This window comes from Epilithonimonas zeae, assembly GCF_900141765.1.
Classification (GTDB): Bacteria; Bacteroidota; Bacteroidia; order Flavobacteriales; family Weeksellaceae; genus Epilithonimonas; species Epilithonimonas zeae.
Map to the genome: position 1 here is coordinate 173,205 of NZ_FSRK01000003.1, position 21,476 is coordinate 194,680.

The window sequence follows — 21,476 nt, forward strand, 5'->3', positions numbered from 1 at the left end:
AATTTAACATTAAATAAAAAAATGAAGAAAATACTTTTAGGAATAGCTCTTTCCGTAGTCGTATTGCAAGGCTGCAAAAAGGATCGTGATGAAGAGGAAGTTGTTCCGGAAATATCAGTTGAGGAACAAAAAACCTATGACGATGCAGCAGCAAAAGATTTTTTAACCAAAAATTATCTTAACAGCAAAGGTGTTATCACTGCTTTTGATGATACTGTAACCACAGATGATAATGAGAAAAAACTGATTGATTATGATTATAAAACACTTCCGTCAGGAGTTATCTATATTGTAAGACCAGGTGCACAGCCAGATCCTGGTAAAGAGGTTGGAACTACAGATGTTATTAGTATATTTCAATTTGCAAAAAGTTATTCTTCTGCAAAAGTAGATGATAAAATTATATATAATAATGAATCAACTTTTGTAAATTCAATTGCTTCAGGAAACGTTATATCTGATACCTCTCTCTTGAATCCAACAAATTATTTTTACGTTAAACAATCCGTTTTAGAAGCTTATAACAAAGCTAATAGCACAAATATTGGAAAAGATTTTTATGAAATCGAGGGCTTTCAAGAAGGTTTAAAATATTTCAAATCTTTTGATTTAGATAATTCTGCAGAATATAACATGCAAGGTGTGATTATAGTGCCATCCAGAGCTGCTTATGGAAGAGATAATTCCATTTATGGCACTGCTTATAGAAACAGAAGTTTCGTTTTCAATTTCCAGCTTTATAATACCAGAGCAAGAAAAACTAATGAAAATTAATTAGATTTTCATCTAAAAATAAAAAGGGAGAAATTTCAATCGTGAAATTTCTCCCTTTTATTTTTAATAATTTATTTTAAATCTTAGCTAAAAAATCTTCAAACTGAGTTTCTTTAATAGAAATATTACCTTCTTCAGTAATTTTATCTAAGACAATCATTTCTATTTGATTGATTGATTTTTCATCAAATGGTTTTGAAACTCTGACATAATTTTCAGTAAAGCCATACATCATTCCGTTCTTATTCTCGTGTTCCCAAAGAACTGGAAGTTTTTTCCCTAATTGATTTCTGTAGAATTCCATTTTCTTTTTTTCGGAAAGGATTCTCAGCATTTTGTTACGTCTTTTTCTTTCTGGAATTGGAACCGCGCCTTGCATATCGGCAGCTTCGGTATTTTCTCTTTCAGAATAAGTAAAAACATGGAGATAACTGATTGGCAAATCATTTAAGAAATTATAAGTTTCCATAAATAACTCTTCCGTTTCGCCAGGAAATCCGACAATTACATCAACACCAATCGCTGCATCCGGCATTACTTCTCGGATTTTATTAACTCTGTTATTATATAACTTCGTTAAATAGCGACGCTTCATCTTCTTCAACAATTCATCACTTCCGGATTGAAGCGGAATATGAAAATGTGGCACAAAACTTCTGCTTTTGGAAACCAATTCGATACTTTCGTCTTTCAAAAGATTGGGCTCGATGGAAGAAATTCTGATTCTTTCAATACCTTCAACTTTATCTAATTCGGAAATCAAATCGAGAAAAGTATGTTCATGTTTTTTATTCCCGAATTCTCCTTTTCCGTAATCACCGATATTAACGCCGGTCAAAACAATTTCTTTAATATCTCTCGCCGCAATTTCCTTCGCATTGGCAACCACATTATCAATAGTGTCAGAACGTGAAATCCCTCTGGCTAAAGGAATTGTGCAATAAGTACATTTGTAATCACAGCCATCCTGAACTTTCAAAAAAGCTCTGGTTCTGTCACCAATAGAATAGGAACCAACGAAGAAATCGGCTTCATCAATCTCACAAGAATGAATCTGAGCATAACTTTCAGACTTTTCCAAATCATCCAGATAACTCAGAATATTGAATTTTTCCTTAGCTCCTAAAACCAAATCAACTCCAGCAATAGACGAAATTTCTTCCGGTTTCAACTGAGCATAACAACCAATAATTGCGACCAAACCTTCCGGATTAGCTTTCGCAGCGCGCTTGACGTGAAGTTTACATTCTTTGTCTGCATTTTCTGTAACAGAACAAGTGTTGATAATATAAACTTTTGCAGGTTCATCAAAATTGACCTTCTGATAGCCAGCATCTGTTAAAGTTCGGGCAATAGTGGACGTTTCTGCAAAATTCAGTTTGCAGCCAAGTGTGTGAAACGCAACGGTTTTCGGTTGAGAAATGACATTCGACATAAGTCTGCAAAGTTATTAATAAAATCCAAATCATTCCAAATGAAGGTTTTTTATAAAACTTGACTTTCAAACATCAAAAAATCCGACCTGAGCCGGATTATTTTTATTTAGATTTTTTCTGTTTTGGGACTTTCAATCCCTCTTCTTTTGCTTCGGAGATTCCGATTGCAATGGCTTGCTTTCTGCTTGTGACTTTGTCACCTGAACCTGACTTTAGTTTTCCTTCTTTGAATTCTTTCATTACTTTTCCAACTTTGTCCTGAGCTTTGTCTGAATATTTTTTAGTTGCCATAATTACTCTGGTGTTTTTGGAACTTCAACTGCCAATTCATACACTTTGGTGTGCATCAGATATTTTGACCTTTCACGAGAAGTGACTTCCTGCACCTCATCTTTAAAAAGAACAATCACTGCGTCTTCTTCCAACAAAGAGTCTGAATCTGAAAAATATTTCTCATCGGAACTTTTTTCAGTAATTTCATTTTTTCTTTCTTTCAGCTTTTCAGCTATATCCTGGAAACCTTCATCTGCAGAATGCAAAATTCTATAATCTGGACCAGCAAATGCTTTATAATACTTATTTTCACTGATTAGGTTCTGAGAAGAATCTTCGACTGGATTATCATTTCCATCCAAAAATCCAACCTCAACCAATCTGCCATTTCTTTCTTCAGCAAATTTTCGTGCCTCACCTACAGATTTAAATCCCGTATAAAGGTTGCTATTATCAAACCCATATTTGGTAAGTCTTTCTACTATATTCTCTGATTCCATAATTTATTCTTTTTGTTAAATATTATTATAAATACTTTCTGAAAATTAGAAAATCAATGATGTCTTACACCCTTCTGGTGATAATTGATGTTTCTCGGAATAGATTGATTATTTCTCGAAGATTTATCATTGCCATAATTAGAATCTAAAGATTGATTAGCTTCCGCAAGAAGTTCGGGAGTTTCAAAATGCAATTGTTTCCCGTTTTGGAAAATCTCTCCGTGCGCAGTTCTATACATTTGATTTTCTTTGTAAGAATTTCCGTCTGGTGCAGTAAAAATTTTGTTTTTCTTTTTTGATTTCAGTAATTGAGTTGCCAAAACCAAACTTCCGCCTGCGATAATTCCTAAAGCTATTTTTACATTGTTGTTCATATTCTTTCATTTTCAATATAGAAAACAAAAGTTTTGCCAAAGAGTTTTATTCAAATTTTAAGAAATGATTCCGAAAGAGATTAAATTGGAAATGATGACAAATAGAATATGACAAAAAGTCACTATGGATTTTTATTGGAAATTAAACCAAAGAAAAACTCAAATCAAACTGATAATCAAAATAATAAAACAAACACTTTGTCATAATTATCATTAACTTAATCCATCTGATCACATCAATCGAATCAAGGATTTTATTAATAATTTTTTAAATATGGTTAAACTTCGTTAAAAGTGTAACACTAAGTTTTTAGTTCATACTAATTTAGCATTAAATTTGTCTAACAATAATCTCAAAAAAGAAATGAATATTAAGATGAAGAATACATTAAAAAAACTAATGCCTTTTGCATTGACCGGAGTTATATCTGGTGCAACGGTTTTCGGAGCTAGTCAATACTTCAGCCACGAAAATAATGGAGAAGATTTCTCATATTTCACTACAGCTTCCAAAAAATCTGCATTCGTAGGAATGGGGACAGCAGTTGGAGACGACTTCGTAAAAGCTTCTAAAGCTACGGTTCCGGCTGTGGTAACTATCAAAAATTATCAGGACAGAGCTACTCAAAGACCACAAGAATCTGATATGTTCGATTTCTTTTTTGGTCCAGGCAATAGTCCTTTTGGCGGCGGTCAGCAAAGACAACAACAGCAACCTCCTAAAAATATGCCTTCTGGTTTAGGTTCTGGAGTTATTATTTCGCCGGACGGTTACATTATCTCCAATAATCACGTGGTTGCCGGAGCAAATAAACTGGAAGTTGTTTTGAGTAATAAAAAATCTTACATCGCAACTTTAATCGGAACTGACCCGAATACAGATATCTCTCTTCTTAAAATAGAAGAAAAAGGTTTGCCTTATTTAAATTTCGCTAACTCAGATTTGACAGAAGTTGGACAATGGGTTTTGGCAGTTGGTAATCCTCTTGGCCTAAATTCTACTGTAACGGCGGGAATTATTTCTGCGAAAGGTAGAAGTATTGATATCCTTAGTCAACAATCCAGAACCCCGATTGAAAGTTTCATTCAGACAGATGCAGCGATTAACCCTGGGAACAGTGGTGGTGCATTGGTAAATGTGAATGGAGATTTGATTGGAATCAATACCGCAATTCAATCTAAAACCGGATATTACGAAGGTTATGGATTCGCAGTACCATCCAACTTAGCAAGAAAAATTGTTGAAGATATCAAGAAGTTTGGATTGGTACAGAGAGGTTTCCTTGGTGTAGGAAGTCTTGATTTGTCCAATGAAATGCAAGTGGCGGCTTATAACCAAAGAGAAAAGAAAAATCTGAAAGCTGGCGACGGAATCTACGTTACAGAAATCACGAAAAAAAGTGGTGCTGAGGATGCTGGAATCCAAGTTGGTGATATTATTACAAAAATTGATAACACGGATATTTCCGGATTCTCTGACCTTTCTTTAGCTATTGGAAGCAGAAGACCTGGCGATAAAGTGAATGTAACTTACTCCAGAAATGGTAAAATAAACAACGTAAGTGTAACACTGAAAGACCAAAAAGGTGGAACCTCTTCCAGAAGCAAAGACGATTTGACCGTGACTGAAAAAATCGGTTCTGAGTTTGAACCTCTTAGCGAAAGAGTAAAAACAGATTACGGATTGGAAAGCGGTGTAATTGCAAAGAATGTTCTTGAAGGTAGTGAGATGGACAAAATTGGTGTAGTAGACAACTACATCGTGATGGAAATCAATGGAAAACCAGTGAACTCTCAAAAAGATGTTGAAAAAATCTTGAACGGCTACAAAGGAAATGTTCAGGTGAAATATGTAGATGCTTACGGTAGAATCACGACAAGAGGTTTTAAATTACAGTAAAAAAAAGAATTTTAGTTTATAAAAAACCTTTCCGAAATTTGGAAAGGTTTTTTTTCGTTTAAATCTTATTAAAGTATAAATATTTTTAAGCTTATTTTTTTGTAATTTTGATAGAACCACATTTGAAATGAAAAAATTGAAATGCATCATCATAGAAGATCAAGAAGTCGACAGACTTCTTCTCCAGCATTTGATTAATCAAAATGATAATCTTGAATTGGTCGCTTATTTCAATAATGCGGAATCAGCACTTAATCATTTGAGTTCTGATATAGATGTTTTGTTTCTGGACATTGATTTGCCAGGAATGAATGGAATAGAATTCAGGAAAAAGAATGTAAATATCCCTGCATGTATTTTTATAAGCTCACATCCGGAATATGCGATAGAAACATTTGAAATTGATACATTAGATTTTATCTCAAAGCCTTTGAAAAAGGATCGTTTTGATTATTCCATTCATAAACTGATAGATTTTTTCAGTATGAAAGAAAAGTCTGAATATTTTGACATTCTCTCTGGCTCTCAATTTCTAAAAATAAAAGAAGGTCATAATACTATACAAATAAAAATCTCCGATATTATTTATCTGGAAGCTCTGAAAGATTACACAAGACTGATTACTTTGCAAAAAAAACATTGTGTTTTATCATCAATTGGTCAAATCCTGAAAGAAAATCATTTCTCAAATTTTATCAGAATCCATAAAAGTTATGCAGTTCCAAAGCATCTTATTACTAAAAAAAACAGCTATGAAGTGGTGATCAATAGTAATATCAATTTGCCAATTGGCAGAGCTTACAAAGAAAACTTAAGCTTTTTTGATTCTTAAAATGATTTGAGTTTCACCAATTATCTGATTGCTTTTAACCTCGATATTACAATTAATAGATTTGCAAAGGTCTCGAATCACGTGCAATCCCAAACCTTTTTTGATTCCAATACTTGTATGATCATCATACAACGCTCTGAATTTTTCAATATTCGCTCCTCCTCCATTATCTGATATTTCTATAAAACTTTCGTTACTTTCTTCCCAAGCTTTACAAACAATTTGAGCTTCTGATTTTCCTTGCAATACTTTAATACTGTTATTGATGAGATTCCTAAGAATCGTTTTCATATATTCTTTATCCGTGAAAACCGACATATTTTCCGAATAATTAAAGGAAATCTGAATATCATTAACCCAAACAAATTCTTTTTTAACTTCAGAAAAAATCTCTTCTATCTTATAATTATTGAACGATGGAACGAAATTTTCCATCTGTCCTTTGCTCCAGAGCAGGAGATCTTCCATCTGCTCCAAAAGCTGTTCTGTTGCTGTTGTTGTTTGTAATTCGAGGCGGTTTTTAGTTTCCTCATCCAACATTTCTGGTGCCTCTTTTTGGAGATGTAGAAAATTGATTAACGAAATAATCGGACTTCTTAGGTCGTGATTCAGGATTCCAAAAAACTGCATTTTGGTTTTGTTGGCTTTGTCGAGTTCCGCATTCAAAATCATCAATTTTCGGTTGATTTTTTTTCTATTACGACTTTGGTAATAGAGCAAACCTCCAATAATCGCTATGGCAACTAAGCCCGAGATCAAATAAATCCGTTGTTTTTTCGAGTTTTTAATTGTCAGTTCGTGAATGGTATTTTCATTGACCAAAAATTTTATTTCCTGCTGTTTACTTTTATTTTGAAATTGGGCTTCTGCATTGGCAAGACTTTGTTTCCCCGATTCTATGAGAAGAGAATCATTGGTTTGATTGTAAGCTTTGTAATATTGATACGCTTTGTCCCATTTTTTTTGGGAAGCATAGCTTTCGGATAACTTTTTATTGATTTCAGCAAAAAATCGTTTATCATAGATATAGGCAAAATTCAGAGCTTTATTGAGTGTTTTGATGGCTTCCGGATATTTTTTTTGTCCTACAAGCACTTTTCCTTTGATGGCATTGGCTTCCATCAAGATTTCTTCATCGTTTGATTTCTCCGCAAAATGCAATGCTTTATCAGCATAATCATCTGCCAGCTCCAATCTGTTTTTCTCCAAATAAAACTCAGACATATTTCGGTTCGCATAACTTATATTCAAAAAAAGCATTTGGTTATTCTGTCCTAGTTGGTAGAGTTCCAGATAATATTTTTTGGCCAAATCTATATTTCCCAAATTGGTATAAGCCTCTATATAGGTATTATACAAAAATGCAATCCCATCTGACCTTTTGAGATATGGAACAGCATAGTTGGCATATTCTACTGCTTTTTCAAATTGTTTCATATCATTATAAGCATCTGCAATCTGAAGATAAGAAATCCCGATGTTGTTACTGGTCTCCTTTTTACTTTTATCCAACAACAAATAATCAATAGCTTTTAACTTATAATTAATAAAATTTTCAAATTCAGATCTGTCAAGATAATATTCACCAATACTTCCTAACAAGGTTGCTTTCGAGCTTTTGACTTTGACAGTATCAACAATTTCTTTGACATAATTAATGAGTTCCTCTCCTTTCTTGTACTCTTTAATAGAATAATACATATAATTGAGCCTCATCAAAGCTAGAACCTCCTGTTCCAGATATTTACCTTTTGAAAGCATTAAAGATTTTTCAAAAAAAACGGTTGCTTTCTCGTATTGATTGTTAGTGTATTCGTAACCGTAGCCTTTGTAGAAATAGAATTTTGATAAGTACTTACGATGATTTTTGGCAAGCACAATTCCAATCTCCGCTTCTTTGATTAATAAAGGATATTTTTCTGTCTCTGTTAATGAATTACAATATGAATCCCAGACTTTGATTTTTTCTCCTGTCGTTTTGTATTGCAAAAGATTAGGTCGCTTCTGTGAGAATAGAAACAAGATAGAATTCAGCATAAGAAAAACATATAGTTTCCTCATTAATAGAATTTTAAAAACCACATTAAAGCTACAATTATTTTTCAATAAATGTCATTGGTCTATTAAAATTGTCGTTTATCTATTATAAGTTTTCATCAGGAGTCGTAATTCTAACTTTGGAATAGAAAAATTCACCCTATGAAAAATAAAATACTCATTCAGCTTTTGATTCTATCCATTGTTCCAACAGGATTATTGAAAGCGCAAAAGACAATTGCATCAACAGGGATAACCGCCAGCGGAAGTGGTGGCAGCATATCTTATACTGTCGGGCAAATAGATTACCAGCAAAAAGGAGCTAATGCTCAGGTAATGGAAGGCGTACAGCACGCTTATGAAATCATAACTCTTGCTGTAGAAGATTTGGATAACAAAGCAAAGAATATCCTCTTATGTCCAAATCCTGTGAAAGATTTTCTGTTTGTTGATTTCAATAATGAAAATTACCAAGGTTCCAATTATGCCTTATTCGATTCACAAGGAAAATTGATAAAGAAAGGAAATCTTACCCAACAAAAATCTGAACTAGACTTCTCTACTTTGCCTTCTTCTGTTTATATCATTCAGATTTTCCAGAACAACCAAAACATCAAAACATTTAAAATCATCAAAAAATAAGACTTATGAAAAAAATTGTATTAATTGCAGCGTTTGCCTTGGGAACTTATATGGTTTCTGCACAAGCTCCTGAAAAAATGAGCTATCAGGCAATTATTAGAAATAATACTGGGCAACTTCTGACAAATCAAAATGTTGCTGTACGAGTAAGCGTTTTACAAGGCTCAGCAGCAGGAACATCTGTTTATTCCGAAAGAATCACGGGAACGACTAATGTTAATGGTTTGGTAAGTATGGAAATAGGTTCAGGAACAGTTCTCAGTGGAACATTCAACACCATCAACTGGGGCGGAAATTCCTATTATCTTAAAACTGAAACCGATCCAACTGGAGGAACTAATTACACGATTACAGGAACGAGTCAATTGTTAAGTGTCCCTTACGCATTATATGCAAAATCTTCTGGCGGAGGTGGTGGCGGTAGTTTAACAATACCTTATACCAACACAGTAACCAATGCTTCCGATCTTTTTACTTTATCCAATAATGGTGACGGAAGCTCTATTGTAGGACAAAACTCTACAACGACATCCAGCATCTCTGCTATAAGAGGAGAAGTTACAAACACAGCTCCAGGCGGTTTTTCTTCAGCAGTAAAAGGTATCAATAATGGTACCGGCGGCTTAGGAATTGGTGTTTGGGGATCTCAGGCAGGTTCCGGTTGGGGAGTTTATGGTGTGACACCAAATGGTTTGGGTGTTTATGGTAACTCATCAGCCAATGGGACTGGAGTTTATGCCAATAGCAATTCTGGCACAGGTCTTACAGCAACCAGTACTAACGGAATTCCTGCAAGTATTTCCATATTTAATAATGCCAATAACAATAATGTTTTGAATGCATCTACAGTTGGTAGCGGAGATGTTATCAATATTAGTACAACTGGAAACGGAAACGGAGTAAAAGCTTCAAGTACAGGAGGAACTGGTGTAGATACCTCTACCAGTGCTCAAACAGCAGCCGGAGTAATTGGACGTAATTCCGGAGCTGGTGAAGCGGTTGTAGGTTTAGCCAATAGCGATATTGCAGGTGCAGTTGTGGGAAGAAATGATGGCGGAGGTTATGGAGTGCGAGGATTTGTTGCAACTAACACATCCAATACAGGTATTGGAGTGTATGGTCAAGTTGGAATAAGTGGCAGTACTGGTAGAGCCGGAAAATTTGAAAATTTTAATCAAAGTAATACAGAAGCTAATATCTTAGAAGTCGAAAGTAATTCTAACGGAAATATTCCAGATAATACATTGGGTAATGCATCATCTTTTCTTTTAGATAATACAAATAGTGTGGGTGCTGCAGTAAGAGCAGAAGTCAATACTATTTTTGGAAACTTTGGAGCTTCAGGTGTTTTTGGAGTATCATCCGGAACTGGTGGTAGAGCAGGTTTATTTTACGCTTCCAATCCGGCAGGAAATGGCGCTGCGTTAATTGCTTTAACAGATGGGAATGGTAATGCCATTACTGCCAACGCAGGTAAAGATGGCAATGCTATGGAAGCCAACATAGATGGTGCTGGAACTGCAATGTATGGATGGGTTCCTTCATTTGGAACAGGACGCGCAGCGAGATTTGAAAATTTCAATGAAGATAATGACAATTCCGTGGTTAATGTAAAGACTATTGGAAATGGGGCTGGCGGAAATTTTTTGGTAGACAACACACAAGGTACATCTCCTGCAGTTGTTGGTGAAGTAAATTCTATTTTCTCCAATTTTGGCACCGCAGGAATCTATGGAAAATCATCTGGAACAGGTGGATTTGCTGGATTATTTTATTCCAGTAATCCTTCTGGAAATGCCCCTGGCGTTTTAGCCCTTACAGAGGGAAGTGGCAATGGAGTTACAGCAAACGCAGGAGGAACCGGAGATGGTATAGAAGCAAGTGCGGATGGCGCAGGAAATGCAATATCAGGATTCACGCCTAACTTCGGAACAGGAAAAGCAGGAAGATTTGCTAATTATAACAACTCCAATGGACAACCTACTGTACATATTACCACAACAGGAACTGGATCAACTCTCTTGATCAATCATACTGGGGCGTCTGGAAATCTTGCTACATTCCAAAGCGGTAGTGCCAATGTAGCCCGGATCAATAAAGCCGGAAGAGGTTTCTTCAATGGAGGAACTCAAAATAGTGGAGCTGATATTGCCGAAGCATTTGATGTAGAAGGTCATATTTCACAATATGAAACTGGTGATATTTTGGTAATTTCTACCGATTCTGATAGAACTGTAGAAAAATCTTCAGCACCTTATTCTAACCTAGTTGCTGGTGTTTATGCTACAAAACCTGGTGTACTTTTGACGGAAGAAAATATTGACACAGATATTTCTGATAAAGTTCCAATGGGTGTGATTGGTGTAATTCCTACAAAAGTTTGTCTGGAAGGTGGAGCAATCAAAAGAGGAGATTTATTAGTAACCTCATCTATAGCAGGTGTAGCAATGAAGGCCGATATCGACAAAGTAAAAGTAGGACAAGTTCTTGGAAAAGCTTTGCAATCTTATGACGGTAAAGACATCGGTAAAATCAATGTACTAATCAGTATCAAATAATTCTAAAATTTAAACAAAATGAAAAATTTATATATCACAATTCTAATGATTGCAGGAACGTCTTTCGCAATGGCTCAGCAAAACAAAACTACTGAGGAAAAACAAGAAATCCCTAAAGAAGTAATGGAAGCCAATGCCAAAGCCTACAAAGACAAAGCAGCAGAAAAGAAAGTTGAAAGAACTGGTCTAGCCTCGGAACAAGGACTTCAAAAATCGAAAACTCAGAATAAAGCTTCGGCTCCTTCTGGCAAAACGATTCCTGGAACATCTGACATTTACGAAATAAAGGCAAGTATTCCGGGAAGAGCTATTACTAATAAAAAACAGTCCAGTACAAAAAAACAAGTACAAGGATTGCCAAATACAGCGACTCTTGCTGAAATTAAGAAAACAATTCCTAAAAACTAATTTTAATTTAGAAAAGACTTATCGAAATTGATAAGTCTTTTCTATTTAATATAAAATTCATTCTGAATCTAGGAAACAAAACGATATTTTTGCAGTCTAAAAACTCCTGTGAAACTTTTCAATTCTTATATCAATACTTTCAAAGGACTTTCCAAAGAAGCCTGGATGTTGTCCATTGTAATGCTCATCAACCGTTCCGGTTCGATGGTTTTGCCGTTTTTGGGAGTTTATATGACAGACCATTTGAAGTTTTCTTTAGAGAATGCCGGAATAGTTTTAAGTTTTTATGGTATCGGTTCTGTGCTCGGTTCCTGGTTGGGTGGTTATTTGACAGATAAATTCGGGGAATATTATATTCAGACCTGGAGTTTGTTTCTCAGCGCACCGATATTTTTAATCATTCCGTTTTTTCCAAGCGTGGAGATGATGGCTGTTTTGATTTTTCTTCAAAGTACAATCAGTGATACTTTTCGACCAGCCAATTCTGTGGCGATTACAAAATATGCAAGACCTGAGAATCTGACTAAAGCTTTTTCTCTTAATAGAATGGCAGTTAACTTAGGGTTCTCGATTGGTCCGGCTTTGGGTGGCGTTTTATCCGGAATCTCTTATAATTTCCTATTTGTATTTAATTTCATAGGAGCTCTTGTTGCCGGAATAATCTATGTCATCTTTTTCCGAAAAAGAAACAAAATCTTCCGTGAGAAAAAGAAATCAGAAACGACTGAAGTTATCAAAAAGACAGGAAAATCACCTTACAAAGATTATCCCTTTTTACTTTATAGTTTTTTGTGTACTGTTTTTGCAATTTGTTTTTTCCAGTTTTTCAATACGATTCCCTTGTTTTATAAAGACGTTGCGAAATTGAGCCAAAGTACGATTGGTTTTATTTTAGGTTATAGTGGATTTATCATTGTGTTATTGGAAATGCCGTTAGTAAGCATTGCAGAAAGAACTTTGAAGATTCCTCAGATTTTGTTTTTAGGAGCAGTATTGGCTGGATTATCCTATTTGATGTTGGTATTTGGAAGCAATATTCTTTGGTTAATCATTTCGATGACGGTGCTTTGTGTTGCCGAGATTTGGGCACTCCCATTTATGTCAACTGTGACAGCACTTCGTTCAGAAAATGGAAACAAAGGCGCGTATATGGGTGTTAATGGGATTGCATTTTCCTTTTCATTCATTATTACACCATTTCTGGGAACTTATGTTGTGAGCCGATTTGGATTCGATAGTTTGTGGTATGGTTCTTTTGTCGTTCTGGCAATATCGGCTGTTCTTCTTTATATCATTGTCAAAAAGATGTTACCGGCAAAATAACTTTTGTCTCGATAAAAAAACTATTTTTGTTCAACTCAAATTTGAACAATGAATCCGGGAACTATTCTACTTTTATTCGTTTTTGCCTATTTTATCGGGCTTTTGGTCATCTCTTATTTTACAAGCCGTAACTCGGACAACCAGTCTTTTTTCATCGGAAACAAGAAAAGTAAATGGTGGCTGGTGGCGTTTGGAATGATTGGAACATCGCTTTCGGGTGTAACTTTTATCTCGGTTCCGGGAACGGTTGGGAAATTATTAGGTGGCGAAAATCCGTTTGGCGGTTTCGAATATTATATGATGGTGATTGGGTTTTTCATCGGTTACTTCATTGTTGCGGGGATTTTGCTCCCACTCTATTACCGGATGAATCTGACCTCGATTTATACTTATTTGGGGAAACGTTTCAATGTGGAGGCGCATAAAATCGGGTCTGTATTTTTCATTATTTCGAGAGCGATTGGTGCGACGGCACGATTGTATCTGGTGGTGAATATTCTTCAGATTTTCCTATTGGAAGCACTTGGTGTTCCGTTTTGGGTAACGGCTTTTGTGTTGTTGCTGATGATTTTGCTTTATACGTTTGAAGGTGGTGTGAAGACGATTGTGATTACGGATACGTTGCAAACGTCGTTTATGATTATCAGTCTCATTGCCTGCATTGTTTATATTTTATCAAATCTTAATCTGTCTTTTGGAGAAGCATTTTCTATTCTTGAGCAGAAGCAATACACCCATTTTATCAATACGGATGTGAATTCTAAAACATTTTTCCTGAAAACGATTCTGGGCGGAATGTTCATTACGATTGCAATGACAGGGCTTGACCAAGAAATGATGCAGAAAAATATCTCTGTGGACAACCTTAAAAACTCAAAAAAGAATATGCTAACCTTTGCAGGAACTTTGCTTTTTGTGAATCTGGCGTTCTTATTTTTAGGCGGTTTGCTTTATCTTTTTGCGATGCAACACGGCGCAGATTATGGACAAATCTCGACTATGGTTGACGGAAAAGAAATGATTTCAAATACTTTTGGATTCAAGGATTCTGCGGGTCAAATCAAAAATATAATGGGCGACGACCTTTTCCCTGCTCTATCTCTTCAAGGTCATTTTCCGATGGCGCTTTCTGTGATTTTCATCATCGGTTTGATTTCCGCTCTGTTTCCTTCTGCTGATGGTGCTTTAACAGCGGTTACAAGTTCTTATTGTGTGGATCTTTTAAACCTGAATGAAGACCAGCAAAAAACTGAGAAACAAAAGAAACATCTGAGAATGAAAGTTCATTTGACTTTCACAGTGATTTTCTTTGTATTGATAATGGTTTTCAAAGCAATCAATGATAAATCGATTGTTTATCTGATAATGGAAATTGCGGGTTACACCTACGGTCCATTGTTGGGATTATTTGCTTTCGGAATTTTGACAAAATATCAAATCACGAAGAAATATTCCATCTTAGCTGTGACGATTTTGGCGCCTGTTGTTACTTATCTGATTAATTATTTGGTAACGAATAATACAGATTATAGAATTGGTGTGGAGCTGATTATCCTGAATGGGTTTTTGACGTTTGTTGGGTTGTGGTTGGTTAGGTCGAAAAGTAAAACTTTAATAGTAGAATAATGAAAAAATTAGTTTTAATCATATTAATTACAATAATGAGTAAAAATATTTTTGCTCAAAAATTAATTTCTAAAATTGATTCGATAAATACTGAAAAAGAAGTAGAAAACCTGATTCATACCTTAGGTAAAGATTATACATATTTCAAAATAAAAAAGATTGCTGACTTCAAAGAAGAGCGCGGAGAAAATAAGTTTTGTAAAAAAATAGCTGACTCTTTAAAAATCGATAAATCATTTTATAAGGCCGATTTTGATAATAATGGTTATACTGACTTACTTGTGATAGGTGATTATTATGATTTCAAAATTTTTGTCTTGATGAATAACGGAAATGATCCTTTAAAAATAAATAGATTGACCCGACGAAGTTTTCAAAACTGCACTTTTCCAAAGATTACAAATGATTCGATAATCAATTACTATTATTTCTCTGAACCACATATCTTCAGTGAAGAAAAATCTAAGCTAACCAAAAAAGATTTGATATTTAAGTTCGGAGATTTTGTTGAATACAATTCAAATCCAGCTTCTTATAATATTGAAAAGGTAGAGTTTCAAACAACGATGTGCTATGGAACATGTCCACAATTTTACATTTCAATTGATAAAAATAAGAATAGCGTTTTTAAAGCGGAGAATTACAATATTGATAAAAGTAAAGGTAAAGTAGAAGTTAGAGGAAACTTTAAAGCCGTTATTAATGAAAATGATTACAATGAATTAATTAGCTTAATGAATTATGTTGATTTTCCAAATTTAGAGAATAATTATTCTGTTAACTGGACGGATGACCAAACATCTACTTTAAAAATCACTTACAATAATGGAAAGGTAAAGGAAATAAGTGATTATGGGATGATTGGAACTTATGGTTTAGACAGAATTTACAGTTTATTGTTTAATTTACGATTTAACCAAAACTGGAAATAAAATGAAAACCCACACCACCAATTATACCAACACATTAATAGAAATCGCAGAAGATTCTCCGGTTTCCAAAGCGGTGATTCCGGTGGTGAAAAATGAGAAGAAAACAATTGCCAATTATCAATTCGAAAAGCTGTCGAAAAAACCTTTGAAATATACTTCGGACGAATTGCTGTTTGAAATTTTTGTGGAACGAAACCACATTTCGTCTTCTGAGTTTGAAGAAGAGAAACAGAAATTCTTTTCAAAAGGTCAACCTTGTTTGCGAACTTCGCCTTTGGCCAAGAAAAATGGATTCGGGATTTTTCATAATGAGGATTCTAAAATCCAATTGATTCCGGCAGAATCTGATGATTATAAAAAAATATTGGCCGATGATTCTATCAAGAAAGTGAAAGCGATGAAGTCTAAAAAATAATTTGGCTTTAAGCTAAACTCCGACTCTTATTTTTGTACGAACCGAGCGTTTTACTTTTCTTATTTTTGAAATAATGTGAAAGGTGGCTTTCATCTGTAAAACCAAATTCATAAGCAATCTGCTTGATTGTGTTCTGTCCGGACTCCATTCGTCTCTCTATCAAAGCCATCCGATAATCATTGACGTAATCGCGGTACGAAACTTCGAAGTTCCGTTTGAAATAAGCACTGAAATAAGTCGGCGAAATATTGAAATGATAAGCAATATTTTTGATTCGAATCGTCTCCGGCTGGTAGATATTCTGATGAATGTACGAAATCACATCTTCCTTATTCTGAAGTCCAAAATCCAGCCTAATATCCATTTTGGAAGTTGCTTCTTTTATCAATCCAAAAATTGAAAGGATTTGATAAAAAACAATTGGCGAAGTGGAAACATCTTTTCTGCAATTATAAGAAAGGATATTTTCAATCGTCTTTTTCAGAATCGTTTTGCAAGGTTCTGTGAAGATGAGTTTTTTCTCTTTCAGGATTTGTTTTCTCATCACATTTTCCGGAGAATTCATCGCAAAAGAATCGGGCGAAAGGTGTTTGTTGCCTTTGAAATAATCATCGGTGAACTTAATGAAAATCAATCTCGAATATTTGTTGTACTCAAAATAATGCTGGTCATCTGGCGAAATCAAGAAAAGGTCGCCACATTTGTAAGGCAGAATAATATTGTTGATGTGATGATTGCCATTTCCCTTTAACACATAAATCATCTCATAATAAGTATGGCTGTGCGACGGATGACCAAACTCCTCGCCTTCCAAATCACTAATCACCAAAGACTCAAACTGCAGTTTTTTCACAATATTAAATTAATTTTAAATTTCTTACGATAGCATAAAAATACAATTATTTGAATTAATACTACAAGCTAAAATTTTTAATTTTTCCCAACATTTGTAAAGAGGTTTCCAAGGCATAAAAATTGGAACTCAAATTCTAAATTTAAATTTAATCGAAATCATCAAAAAATGGAATATAGAAAATTAGGATACAGCGATTTAGACGTTTCAGCAATCACTTTCGGAGCCTGGGCAGCCGGCGGATGGATGTGGGGAAGCACAGACAGAAACGAAGCTATCGAAGCCATCAAAGCATCTTATGATGTTGGCGTAACTTCTATTGATACCGCACCAATCTACGGGCAAGGAACGAGCGAAGAAATTGTAGGCGAAGCGATTAAAGATATTTCTCGAGACAAGGTTCAAATCCTTACAAAGTTTGGAATGCGCTGGGATTTGGACAAGGGAACTTTGGCAATGAACAGCAAAAATAATGACGGAAAAGATATCGACATTTACAAATACGCCGGAAAAGAAAGCATCATTTACGAATGTGAGCAAAGTTTGAAACGACTTGGAACAGATTACATCGACCTTTATCAAATCCATTGGCCTGATGTTACAACGCCGATTGGTGAAACTTTCGAAGCGGTTTCTAAATTAATTGAGCAAGGAAAAGTTCGTTTTGCAGGTGTTTGTAATTACAATGCACAGCAAATGGCTGAAGCGGAAAAAACTTTGAAACTGGTTTCCAATCAGATTCCGTTCAGTATGGTGAATCGTGGGATTGAGGACGAAACCGTTCCTTATTGCATCGAAAATAATAAATCCATTTTGGCTTACAGTCCTTTGGAAAGAGGATTGCTGACGGGGAAAATCACTTCAGATTACAAATTTCAAGATGGCGACCACAGAGCCGGTCATCCTCATTTCCAGCCAGATTTCATTAAGAAAACCAACGAACTTTTAGATAAAATAAAACCAATTGCTGACGAGTATAATGCAACTCTTGGACAATTGGTTCTGCGATGGACGATTGAAAGACCCGGAATTACGATTGCTCTGGCTGGTGCGAGAAATGCAGAACAAGCAGTTCAAAATGCAAAAGCGATAGACATCAAACTTTCGAAAGAAGAAATTGATAGTATTAATGAATTGGTCAATGCTTTTTAATCATTCAATTCAAAAAAAATGGAATATAGATTTTTAGGAAAATCAGGACTTAAAGTGCCTGTTCTCAGTTTTGGAACGGCAACTTTTGGTGGAGAAGGTGATTTCTTCAAAGCTTGGGGAAACACGCAGGTTGACGAAGCTAAAAAACTCATCAATATTTGTTTGGATGCAGGCGTTAATCTATTTGATACAGCCGATATGTATTCTGATGGAAAATCGGAAGAAGTTTTAGGAAAAGCTATTGAAGGTATTTCCCGTGAACAATTGATTTTATCAACGAAATCAACTTTCACTTTTGGTGAAGGACCGAATAATCAAGGCTCTTCCCGACTCCATATTTTGAAACAAATCGAAGGAAGTCTAAAACGTCTCGGAACAGATTACATCGACATTTATCATATGCACGGCTTCGATGGAAACACACCGATTGAGGAGACTTTGAAAGTTTTGGACGAATTAGTAACAAGCGGAAAAGTAAGATATATTGCAGCTTCCAATTTCTCCGGCTGGCATCTGATGAAGTCAATCGGGATTTCAGAAAAATATGGCTGGAGCAAATATATTGCGCATCAGGTTTATTACTCCTTAGCAAATCGTGATTATGAATGGGAATTGATGCCTTTGGGATTGGACCAAAATGTGGGTTCGATTATTTGGTCGCCATTGGCATCCGGAAGATTGAGCGGAAAACACGGAAGAAATAAAGAAATTCCGAAGGATGGGCGGATTGCTCAAGGCGGAAGCCCTGTTCCGGAAGCCGTTGTTCAGGAAGAGATTTTTTACAATACGATTGATGCATTGGAAGATGTTGCTGGCGAAGTTGGAAAAACTGTTGCTCAGGTTGCCCTTAATTGGTTATTACAACGTCCGACCGTTTCCAGCATCATTATTGGTGCAAGAAATGAAGAACAATTGAAACAAAATCTGGAAGCTGTCGGCTGGAATCTGACTCGCGAACAAGTTGAAAAACTCGACAAAGCAAGCGAAGTTCCACCAACTTATCCGTATTGGCATCAATGGAAAAATAAAAGCCTGAACCCAACACCGGATTTTTACAGCCATTTGAAATAAGTTTTAAAAACAAACTATGAAAGACTTCAAAATGACTTATTTCTTTTTGAGATTGCCAATCGCCATTTCCTTATTAGGTCACGGATTGGTAAGACTTCCAAAGCTTGAAACGTTCAGCAATTGGATGGTAACATCAATGGACAAATCTGCAATCCCAAGTTTTATTATTGTGCCTTTCAGTTATATTTTACCGATTGTAGAATTCTTGATTGGATTATCATTATTAATTGGATTTCAAACCAAATACACAATTTATTCAGGATTAGTTTTGATGAGCATTTTGATATTAGGAAGTGCATCAATCGAGAATTGGAGTGCGATTGAAGCGCAGTTATTGCATTCAGTTTATTTGGGTGGATTGCTTTGGTTTTATGAAAAATATAAACCCGTTTCGAATCATTAATTTTCTAAAAATAAAGTATGAAATTTTTAAAAGTAATAGCATTTTTAATTTTGTCCGTTAATTATTTATCGGCTCAGAATCGTCCGATCTTGGATATTATGCTGACGAATTATGAATATCCTTATCCCGTTCATTTTCTTGATTTAAAAAGTCAGAATCAGGATTTGAAAATGGCTTATATGGACATCAAACCCGAAAAATCAAATGGAAAAACAGTTGTTCTGCTTCACGGAAAAAATTTCAATGGAGCTTATTGGAAAACAACGATTCAGGCTTTGACAAAAGAAGGATTCAGAGTGGTAGTTCCTGACCAGATTGGATTTGGAAAGTCATCAAAACCGATAGAATATCAATTCAGTTTTCAGCAATTGGCTCAGAATACGAAAGCAATTTTGGATGAATTAAAATTGGATAAAATTTATCTTCTGGGACATTCGATGGGTGGAATGCTGGCGACAAGATTCACATTAATGTATCCCGAAACGGTTGAAAAATTAATTCTTGAAAATCCAATCGGACTAGAAGATTGGAAACTGGTTGCGCCTTACGCTTCTATCGACAAGAATTATCAAACTGAATTAAAAGCCAATTACGAATCAACCAAAAAATATCAAAACGGATTCTATTACAACAACAAATGGAAACCGGAATATGACGAATGGGTTTATCTTTTAACAGGTTGGATAAAATCGCCTGATTATCCAAAAGTTGCTTTAGTTAATGCTAAAACTTCGGATATGATTTTCACGCAACCCGTGGTTTATGAATTTCAAAATCTGAATGTTCCAACTTTACTGATTATCGGAACACGAGACAGAACGGCGATTGGAAAAAACAATGTGAAAGACCCAAAAATAGCTGAAACGATGGGACGATACGACTTATTGGGAAAAGCAACTCAACAAAAAATAAAAGGTTCAAAACTGGTGGAAATCGACAACGTGGGGCATCTTCCGCACATCGAGGTTTTTGACCAATTTATCAAACCTGTGAAAGAATTTTTAAAATAATAAATTATCAAAATGAAAAAAGTAAATATTAAAAATACAGACTTAGAAATCGCTCCAATCAACTTTGGAGGCAATGTTTTTGGATGGACTTTGGATGAGAAAGAATCGTTTAATATCCTGAATAAATTTGAAGAAAATGGATTTAATTTCATCGATACAGCCGACACTTATTCCTGGTGGGTGAACGGAAAAGGCGGACAGTCCGAGGAAATCATCGGAAAATGGATGAAGGAAAAGAAGAACCGACAAGATATCGTTCTCGCCACAAAAGTTGGTTCAGAAACCAAAGAACACGGTTTTGACATCAGTAAAAAACATATTCTTAAATCTGTAGACGAATCATTGAAACGTCTTGGAACAGACCATATCGATTTATATTACACCCATTTTGATGATAACAAAACGCCTGTGGAGGAAACATTATCAGCTTATGACGAAATTGTAAAAGCCGGAAAAGTAAGATACATCGCAGCGTCCAATGTTTCTCCGGAAAGATTAATTGAATCTTTTGAAGTTGCTGAGAAAAATAATTTCCCAAAATATGTAGCACTTCAACCGCATTATAATTTGGTGGAAAGACAAAAATTTGAGACCGAATATGCGCCATTGGTAGAAAAATTTGAATTGAGTGCATTTCCTTACTGGTCTTTGGCAGCGGGATTTTTAACAGGAAAATACAGAACAGAAGCCGATTTTGAAACAACAGCAAGAGGCGGCGGAATCAAAAAATACTTTGATGACAAAGGAAAAGCAGTTTTGAGTGCACTTGATAAAGTTTCAGAAAAGCACCAATCTCAGCCTGCAACGGTTGCTTTAGCTTGGCTATTGGCAAACCCATTCATTACTGCGCCAATCGTAAGTGCGACCAGTGAAAGACAATTGCAAACGATTTTCGATGCTCCGAAATTACATTTGGATTCGGAAGATTTGGAAATCCTTAATCAAGCTTCAGAATAA

21 protein-coding genes are annotated in these 21,476 nt (G+C 35.2%); 15 read left to right on the plus strand and 6 right to left on the minus strand.

The window, feature by feature from the left end; translation table 11 throughout:
- Nucleotides 1–21 precede the first annotated feature (21 nt).
- Entirely contained in the window at nt 22–774 is a 753-nt protein-coding gene (locus BUR19_RS17050) for a hypothetical protein (RefSeq protein WP_074236687.1), read from the plus strand.
- 76 nt (nt 775–850) lie between these two features.
- Here BUR19_RS17050 and mtaB read toward each other — a convergent pair whose 3' ends face one another.
- The 4 genes from mtaB to BUR19_RS17070 form a co-directional block, all read right to left on the minus strand.
- Nucleotides 851–2,209, minus strand: coding sequence for a tRNA (N(6)-L-threonylcarbamoyladenosine(37)-C(2))-methylthiotransferase MtaB (mtaB, locus tag BUR19_RS17055; protein WP_074236689.1), 1,359 nt, complete (start codon nt 2,207–2,209; stop codon nt 851–853).
- Between the two features lie 103 nt (nt 2,210–2,312).
- On the minus strand, nt 2,313–2,501 hold the full coding sequence (locus BUR19_RS17060; RefSeq protein WP_074236691.1) for a DUF6496 domain-containing protein: 189 nt from the start codon (nt 2,499–2,501) through the stop codon (nt 2,313–2,315).
- A 2-nt stretch (nt 2,502–2,503) separates the two neighbouring features.
- Nucleotides 2,504–2,983: a hypothetical protein gene (locus tag BUR19_RS17065; protein WP_074236693.1), complete on the minus strand. Its 480-nt coding sequence runs from the start codon at nt 2,981–2,983 to the stop codon at nt 2,504–2,506.
- Nucleotides 2,984–3,036: 53 nt separating this feature from the next.
- Nucleotides 3,037–3,357 carry a hypothetical protein gene (locus BUR19_RS17070; RefSeq protein ID WP_074236694.1) on the minus strand — a complete coding sequence of 107 codons (321 nt, stop codon included), beginning with the start codon at nt 3,355–3,357 and terminating at the stop codon, nt 3,037–3,039.
- A gap of 376 nt (nt 3,358–3,733) precedes the next feature.
- On the opposite strand from BUR19_RS17070, the gene BUR19_RS17075 reads away from it, so the two are divergent.
- Nucleotides 3,734–5,257 (plus strand): trypsin-like peptidase domain-containing protein, encoded by a 1,524-nt coding sequence (locus tag BUR19_RS17075; RefSeq protein ID WP_074237030.1) that lies wholly within the window; start codon nt 3,734–3,736, stop codon nt 5,255–5,257.
- A gap of 127 nt (nt 5,258–5,384) precedes the next feature.
- Complete coding sequence (locus BUR19_RS17080; RefSeq protein WP_074236696.1) at nt 5,385–6,089, plus strand: LytR/AlgR family response regulator transcription factor; 705 nt, start codon at nt 5,385–5,387, stop codon at nt 6,087–6,089.
- Here the strand turns inward: BUR19_RS17080 and BUR19_RS17085 are convergent.
- The gene (locus BUR19_RS17085; RefSeq protein ID WP_083600815.1) at nt 6,069–8,150 is read right to left on the minus strand and encodes a tetratricopeptide repeat-containing sensor histidine kinase; all 2,082 of its coding nucleotides are present in this window, start codon (nt 8,148–8,150) and stop codon (nt 6,069–6,071) included. The two genes, BUR19_RS17080 and BUR19_RS17085, sit on opposite strands and share 21 nt — an antisense overlap.
- Nucleotides 8,151–8,288: 138 nt before the next feature.
- On the opposite strand from BUR19_RS17085, the gene BUR19_RS17090 reads away from it, so the two are divergent.
- From BUR19_RS17090 to BUR19_RS17120, 7 genes are all read left to right on the plus strand, one after another.
- Nucleotides 8,289–8,768 carry a T9SS type A sorting domain-containing protein gene (locus BUR19_RS17090; protein WP_074236699.1) on the plus strand — a complete coding sequence of 160 codons (480 nt, stop codon included), beginning with the start codon at nt 8,289–8,291 and terminating at the stop codon, nt 8,766–8,768.
- 5 nt (nt 8,769–8,773) lie between these two features.
- The gene (locus tag BUR19_RS17095) at nt 8,774–11,326 is read left to right on the plus strand and encodes a beta strand repeat-containing protein (protein ID WP_074236701.1); all 2,553 of its coding nucleotides are present in this window, start codon (nt 8,774–8,776) and stop codon (nt 11,324–11,326) included.
- A gap of 18 nt (nt 11,327–11,344) precedes the next feature.
- Complete coding sequence (locus BUR19_RS17100) at nt 11,345–11,734, plus strand: hypothetical protein (RefSeq protein WP_074236702.1); 390 nt, start codon at nt 11,345–11,347, stop codon at nt 11,732–11,734.
- 165 nt (nt 11,735–11,899) lie between these two features.
- The gene (locus tag BUR19_RS17105) at nt 11,900–13,057 is read left to right on the plus strand and encodes an MDR family MFS transporter (protein WP_074237031.1); all 1,158 of its coding nucleotides are present in this window, start codon (nt 11,900–11,902) and stop codon (nt 13,055–13,057) included.
- Nucleotides 13,058–13,105: 48 nt separating this feature from the next.
- The gene (locus tag BUR19_RS17110) at nt 13,106–14,683 is read left to right on the plus strand and encodes a sodium:solute symporter (protein ID WP_074236704.1); all 1,578 of its coding nucleotides are present in this window, start codon (nt 13,106–13,108) and stop codon (nt 14,681–14,683) included.
- Nucleotides 14,683–15,615, plus strand: coding sequence for a DUF6438 domain-containing protein (locus BUR19_RS17115; protein WP_074236706.1), 933 nt, complete (start codon nt 14,683–14,685; stop codon nt 15,613–15,615). Before BUR19_RS17110 ends, BUR19_RS17115 begins: the two co-directional genes overlap by 1 nt.
- 1 nt (nt 15,616) lies before the next feature.
- Complete coding sequence (locus BUR19_RS17120) at nt 15,617–16,030, plus strand: DUF6157 family protein (protein WP_074236707.1); 414 nt, start codon at nt 15,617–15,619, stop codon at nt 16,028–16,030.
- Nucleotides 16,031–16,037: 7 nt separating this feature from the next.
- Here the strand turns inward: BUR19_RS17120 and BUR19_RS17125 are convergent, their stop codons facing one another.
- Nucleotides 16,038–16,883: a helix-turn-helix domain-containing protein gene (locus BUR19_RS17125; protein WP_083600816.1), complete on the minus strand. Its 846-nt coding sequence runs from the start codon at nt 16,881–16,883 to the stop codon at nt 16,038–16,040.
- Between the two features lie 168 nt (nt 16,884–17,051).
- On the opposite strand from BUR19_RS17125, the gene BUR19_RS17130 reads away from it, so the two are divergent.
- Genes BUR19_RS17130 through BUR19_RS17150 form a run of 5 tightly spaced genes read left to right on the plus strand, consistent with a single transcriptional unit; the run spans nt 17,052 to nt 21,476 of the window.
- Nucleotides 17,052–18,035, plus strand: a complete 984-nt coding sequence (locus BUR19_RS17130) for an aldo/keto reductase (RefSeq protein WP_074236711.1) — start codon at nt 17,052–17,054, stop codon at nt 18,033–18,035.
- An 18-nt stretch (nt 18,036–18,053) separates the two neighbouring features.
- Nucleotides 18,054–19,106 (plus strand): aldo/keto reductase, encoded by a 1,053-nt coding sequence (locus tag BUR19_RS17135; protein ID WP_074236712.1) that lies wholly within the window; start codon nt 18,054–18,056, stop codon nt 19,104–19,106.
- Nucleotides 19,107–19,122: 16 nt separating this feature from the next.
- Nucleotides 19,123–19,509 carry a DoxX family membrane protein gene (locus tag BUR19_RS17140; protein WP_074236714.1) on the plus strand — a complete coding sequence of 129 codons (387 nt, stop codon included), beginning with the start codon at nt 19,123–19,125 and terminating at the stop codon, nt 19,507–19,509.
- 17 nt (nt 19,510–19,526) lie between these two features.
- The gene (locus BUR19_RS17145; protein WP_074236715.1) at nt 19,527–20,519 is read left to right on the plus strand and encodes an alpha/beta fold hydrolase; all 993 of its coding nucleotides are present in this window, start codon (nt 19,527–19,529) and stop codon (nt 20,517–20,519) included.
- A gap of 12 nt (nt 20,520–20,531) precedes the next feature.
- Nucleotides 20,532–21,476 (plus strand): aldo/keto reductase, encoded by a 945-nt coding sequence (locus BUR19_RS17150; protein ID WP_074236716.1) that lies wholly within the window; start codon nt 20,532–20,534, stop codon nt 21,474–21,476.

What these genes read in the sequence shown, in the direction of transcription:
- BUR19_RS17050 (WP_074236687.1), top strand. Translation starts at nt 22, where the DNA reads ATGAAGAAAATACTTTTAGGAATAGCTCTTTCCGTAGTCGTATTGCAA.
- mtaB (WP_074236689.1), bottom strand. Translation starts at nt 2,209, where the DNA reads ATGTCGAATGTCATTTCTCAACCGAAAACCGTTGCGTTTCACACACTT.
- BUR19_RS17060 (WP_074236691.1), bottom strand. Translation starts at nt 2,501, where the DNA reads ATGGCAACTAAAAAATATTCAGACAAAGCTCAGGACAAAGTTGGAAAA.
- BUR19_RS17065 (WP_074236693.1), bottom strand. Translation starts at nt 2,983, where the DNA reads ATGGAATCAGAGAATATAGTAGAAAGACTTACCAAATATGGGTTTGAT.
- BUR19_RS17070 (WP_074236694.1), bottom strand. Translation starts at nt 3,357, where the DNA reads ATGAACAACAATGTAAAAATAGCTTTAGGAATTATCGCAGGCGGAAGT.
- BUR19_RS17075 (WP_074237030.1), top strand. Translation starts at nt 3,734, where the DNA reads ATGAAGAATACATTAAAAAAACTAATGCCTTTTGCATTGACCGGAGTT.
- BUR19_RS17080 (WP_074236696.1), top strand. Translation starts at nt 5,385, where the DNA reads ATGAAAAAATTGAAATGCATCATCATAGAAGATCAAGAAGTCGACAGA.
- BUR19_RS17085 (WP_083600815.1), bottom strand. Translation starts at nt 8,150, where the DNA reads ATGAGGAAACTATATGTTTTTCTTATGCTGAATTCTATCTTGTTTCTA.
- BUR19_RS17090 (WP_074236699.1), top strand. Translation starts at nt 8,289, where the DNA reads ATGAAAAATAAAATACTCATTCAGCTTTTGATTCTATCCATTGTTCCA.
- BUR19_RS17095 (WP_074236701.1), top strand. Translation starts at nt 8,774, where the DNA reads ATGAAAAAAATTGTATTAATTGCAGCGTTTGCCTTGGGAACTTATATG.
- BUR19_RS17100 (WP_074236702.1), top strand. Translation starts at nt 11,345, where the DNA reads ATGAAAAATTTATATATCACAATTCTAATGATTGCAGGAACGTCTTTC.
- BUR19_RS17105 (WP_074237031.1), top strand. Translation starts at nt 11,900, where the DNA reads ATGTTGTCCATTGTAATGCTCATCAACCGTTCCGGTTCGATGGTTTTG.
- BUR19_RS17110 (WP_074236704.1), top strand. Translation starts at nt 13,106, where the DNA reads ATGAATCCGGGAACTATTCTACTTTTATTCGTTTTTGCCTATTTTATC.
- BUR19_RS17115 (WP_074236706.1), top strand. Translation starts at nt 14,683, where the DNA reads ATGAAAAAATTAGTTTTAATCATATTAATTACAATAATGAGTAAAAAT.
- BUR19_RS17120 (WP_074236707.1), top strand. Translation starts at nt 15,617, where the DNA reads ATGAAAACCCACACCACCAATTATACCAACACATTAATAGAAATCGCA.
- BUR19_RS17130 (WP_074236711.1), top strand. Translation starts at nt 17,052, where the DNA reads ATGGAATATAGAAAATTAGGATACAGCGATTTAGACGTTTCAGCAATC.
- BUR19_RS17135 (WP_074236712.1), top strand. Translation starts at nt 18,054, where the DNA reads ATGGAATATAGATTTTTAGGAAAATCAGGACTTAAAGTGCCTGTTCTC.
- BUR19_RS17140 (WP_074236714.1), top strand. Translation starts at nt 19,123, where the DNA reads ATGAAAGACTTCAAAATGACTTATTTCTTTTTGAGATTGCCAATCGCC.
- BUR19_RS17145 (WP_074236715.1), top strand. Translation starts at nt 19,527, where the DNA reads ATGAAATTTTTAAAAGTAATAGCATTTTTAATTTTGTCCGTTAATTAT.
- BUR19_RS17150 (WP_074236716.1), top strand. Translation starts at nt 20,532, where the DNA reads ATGAAAAAAGTAAATATTAAAAATACAGACTTAGAAATCGCTCCAATC.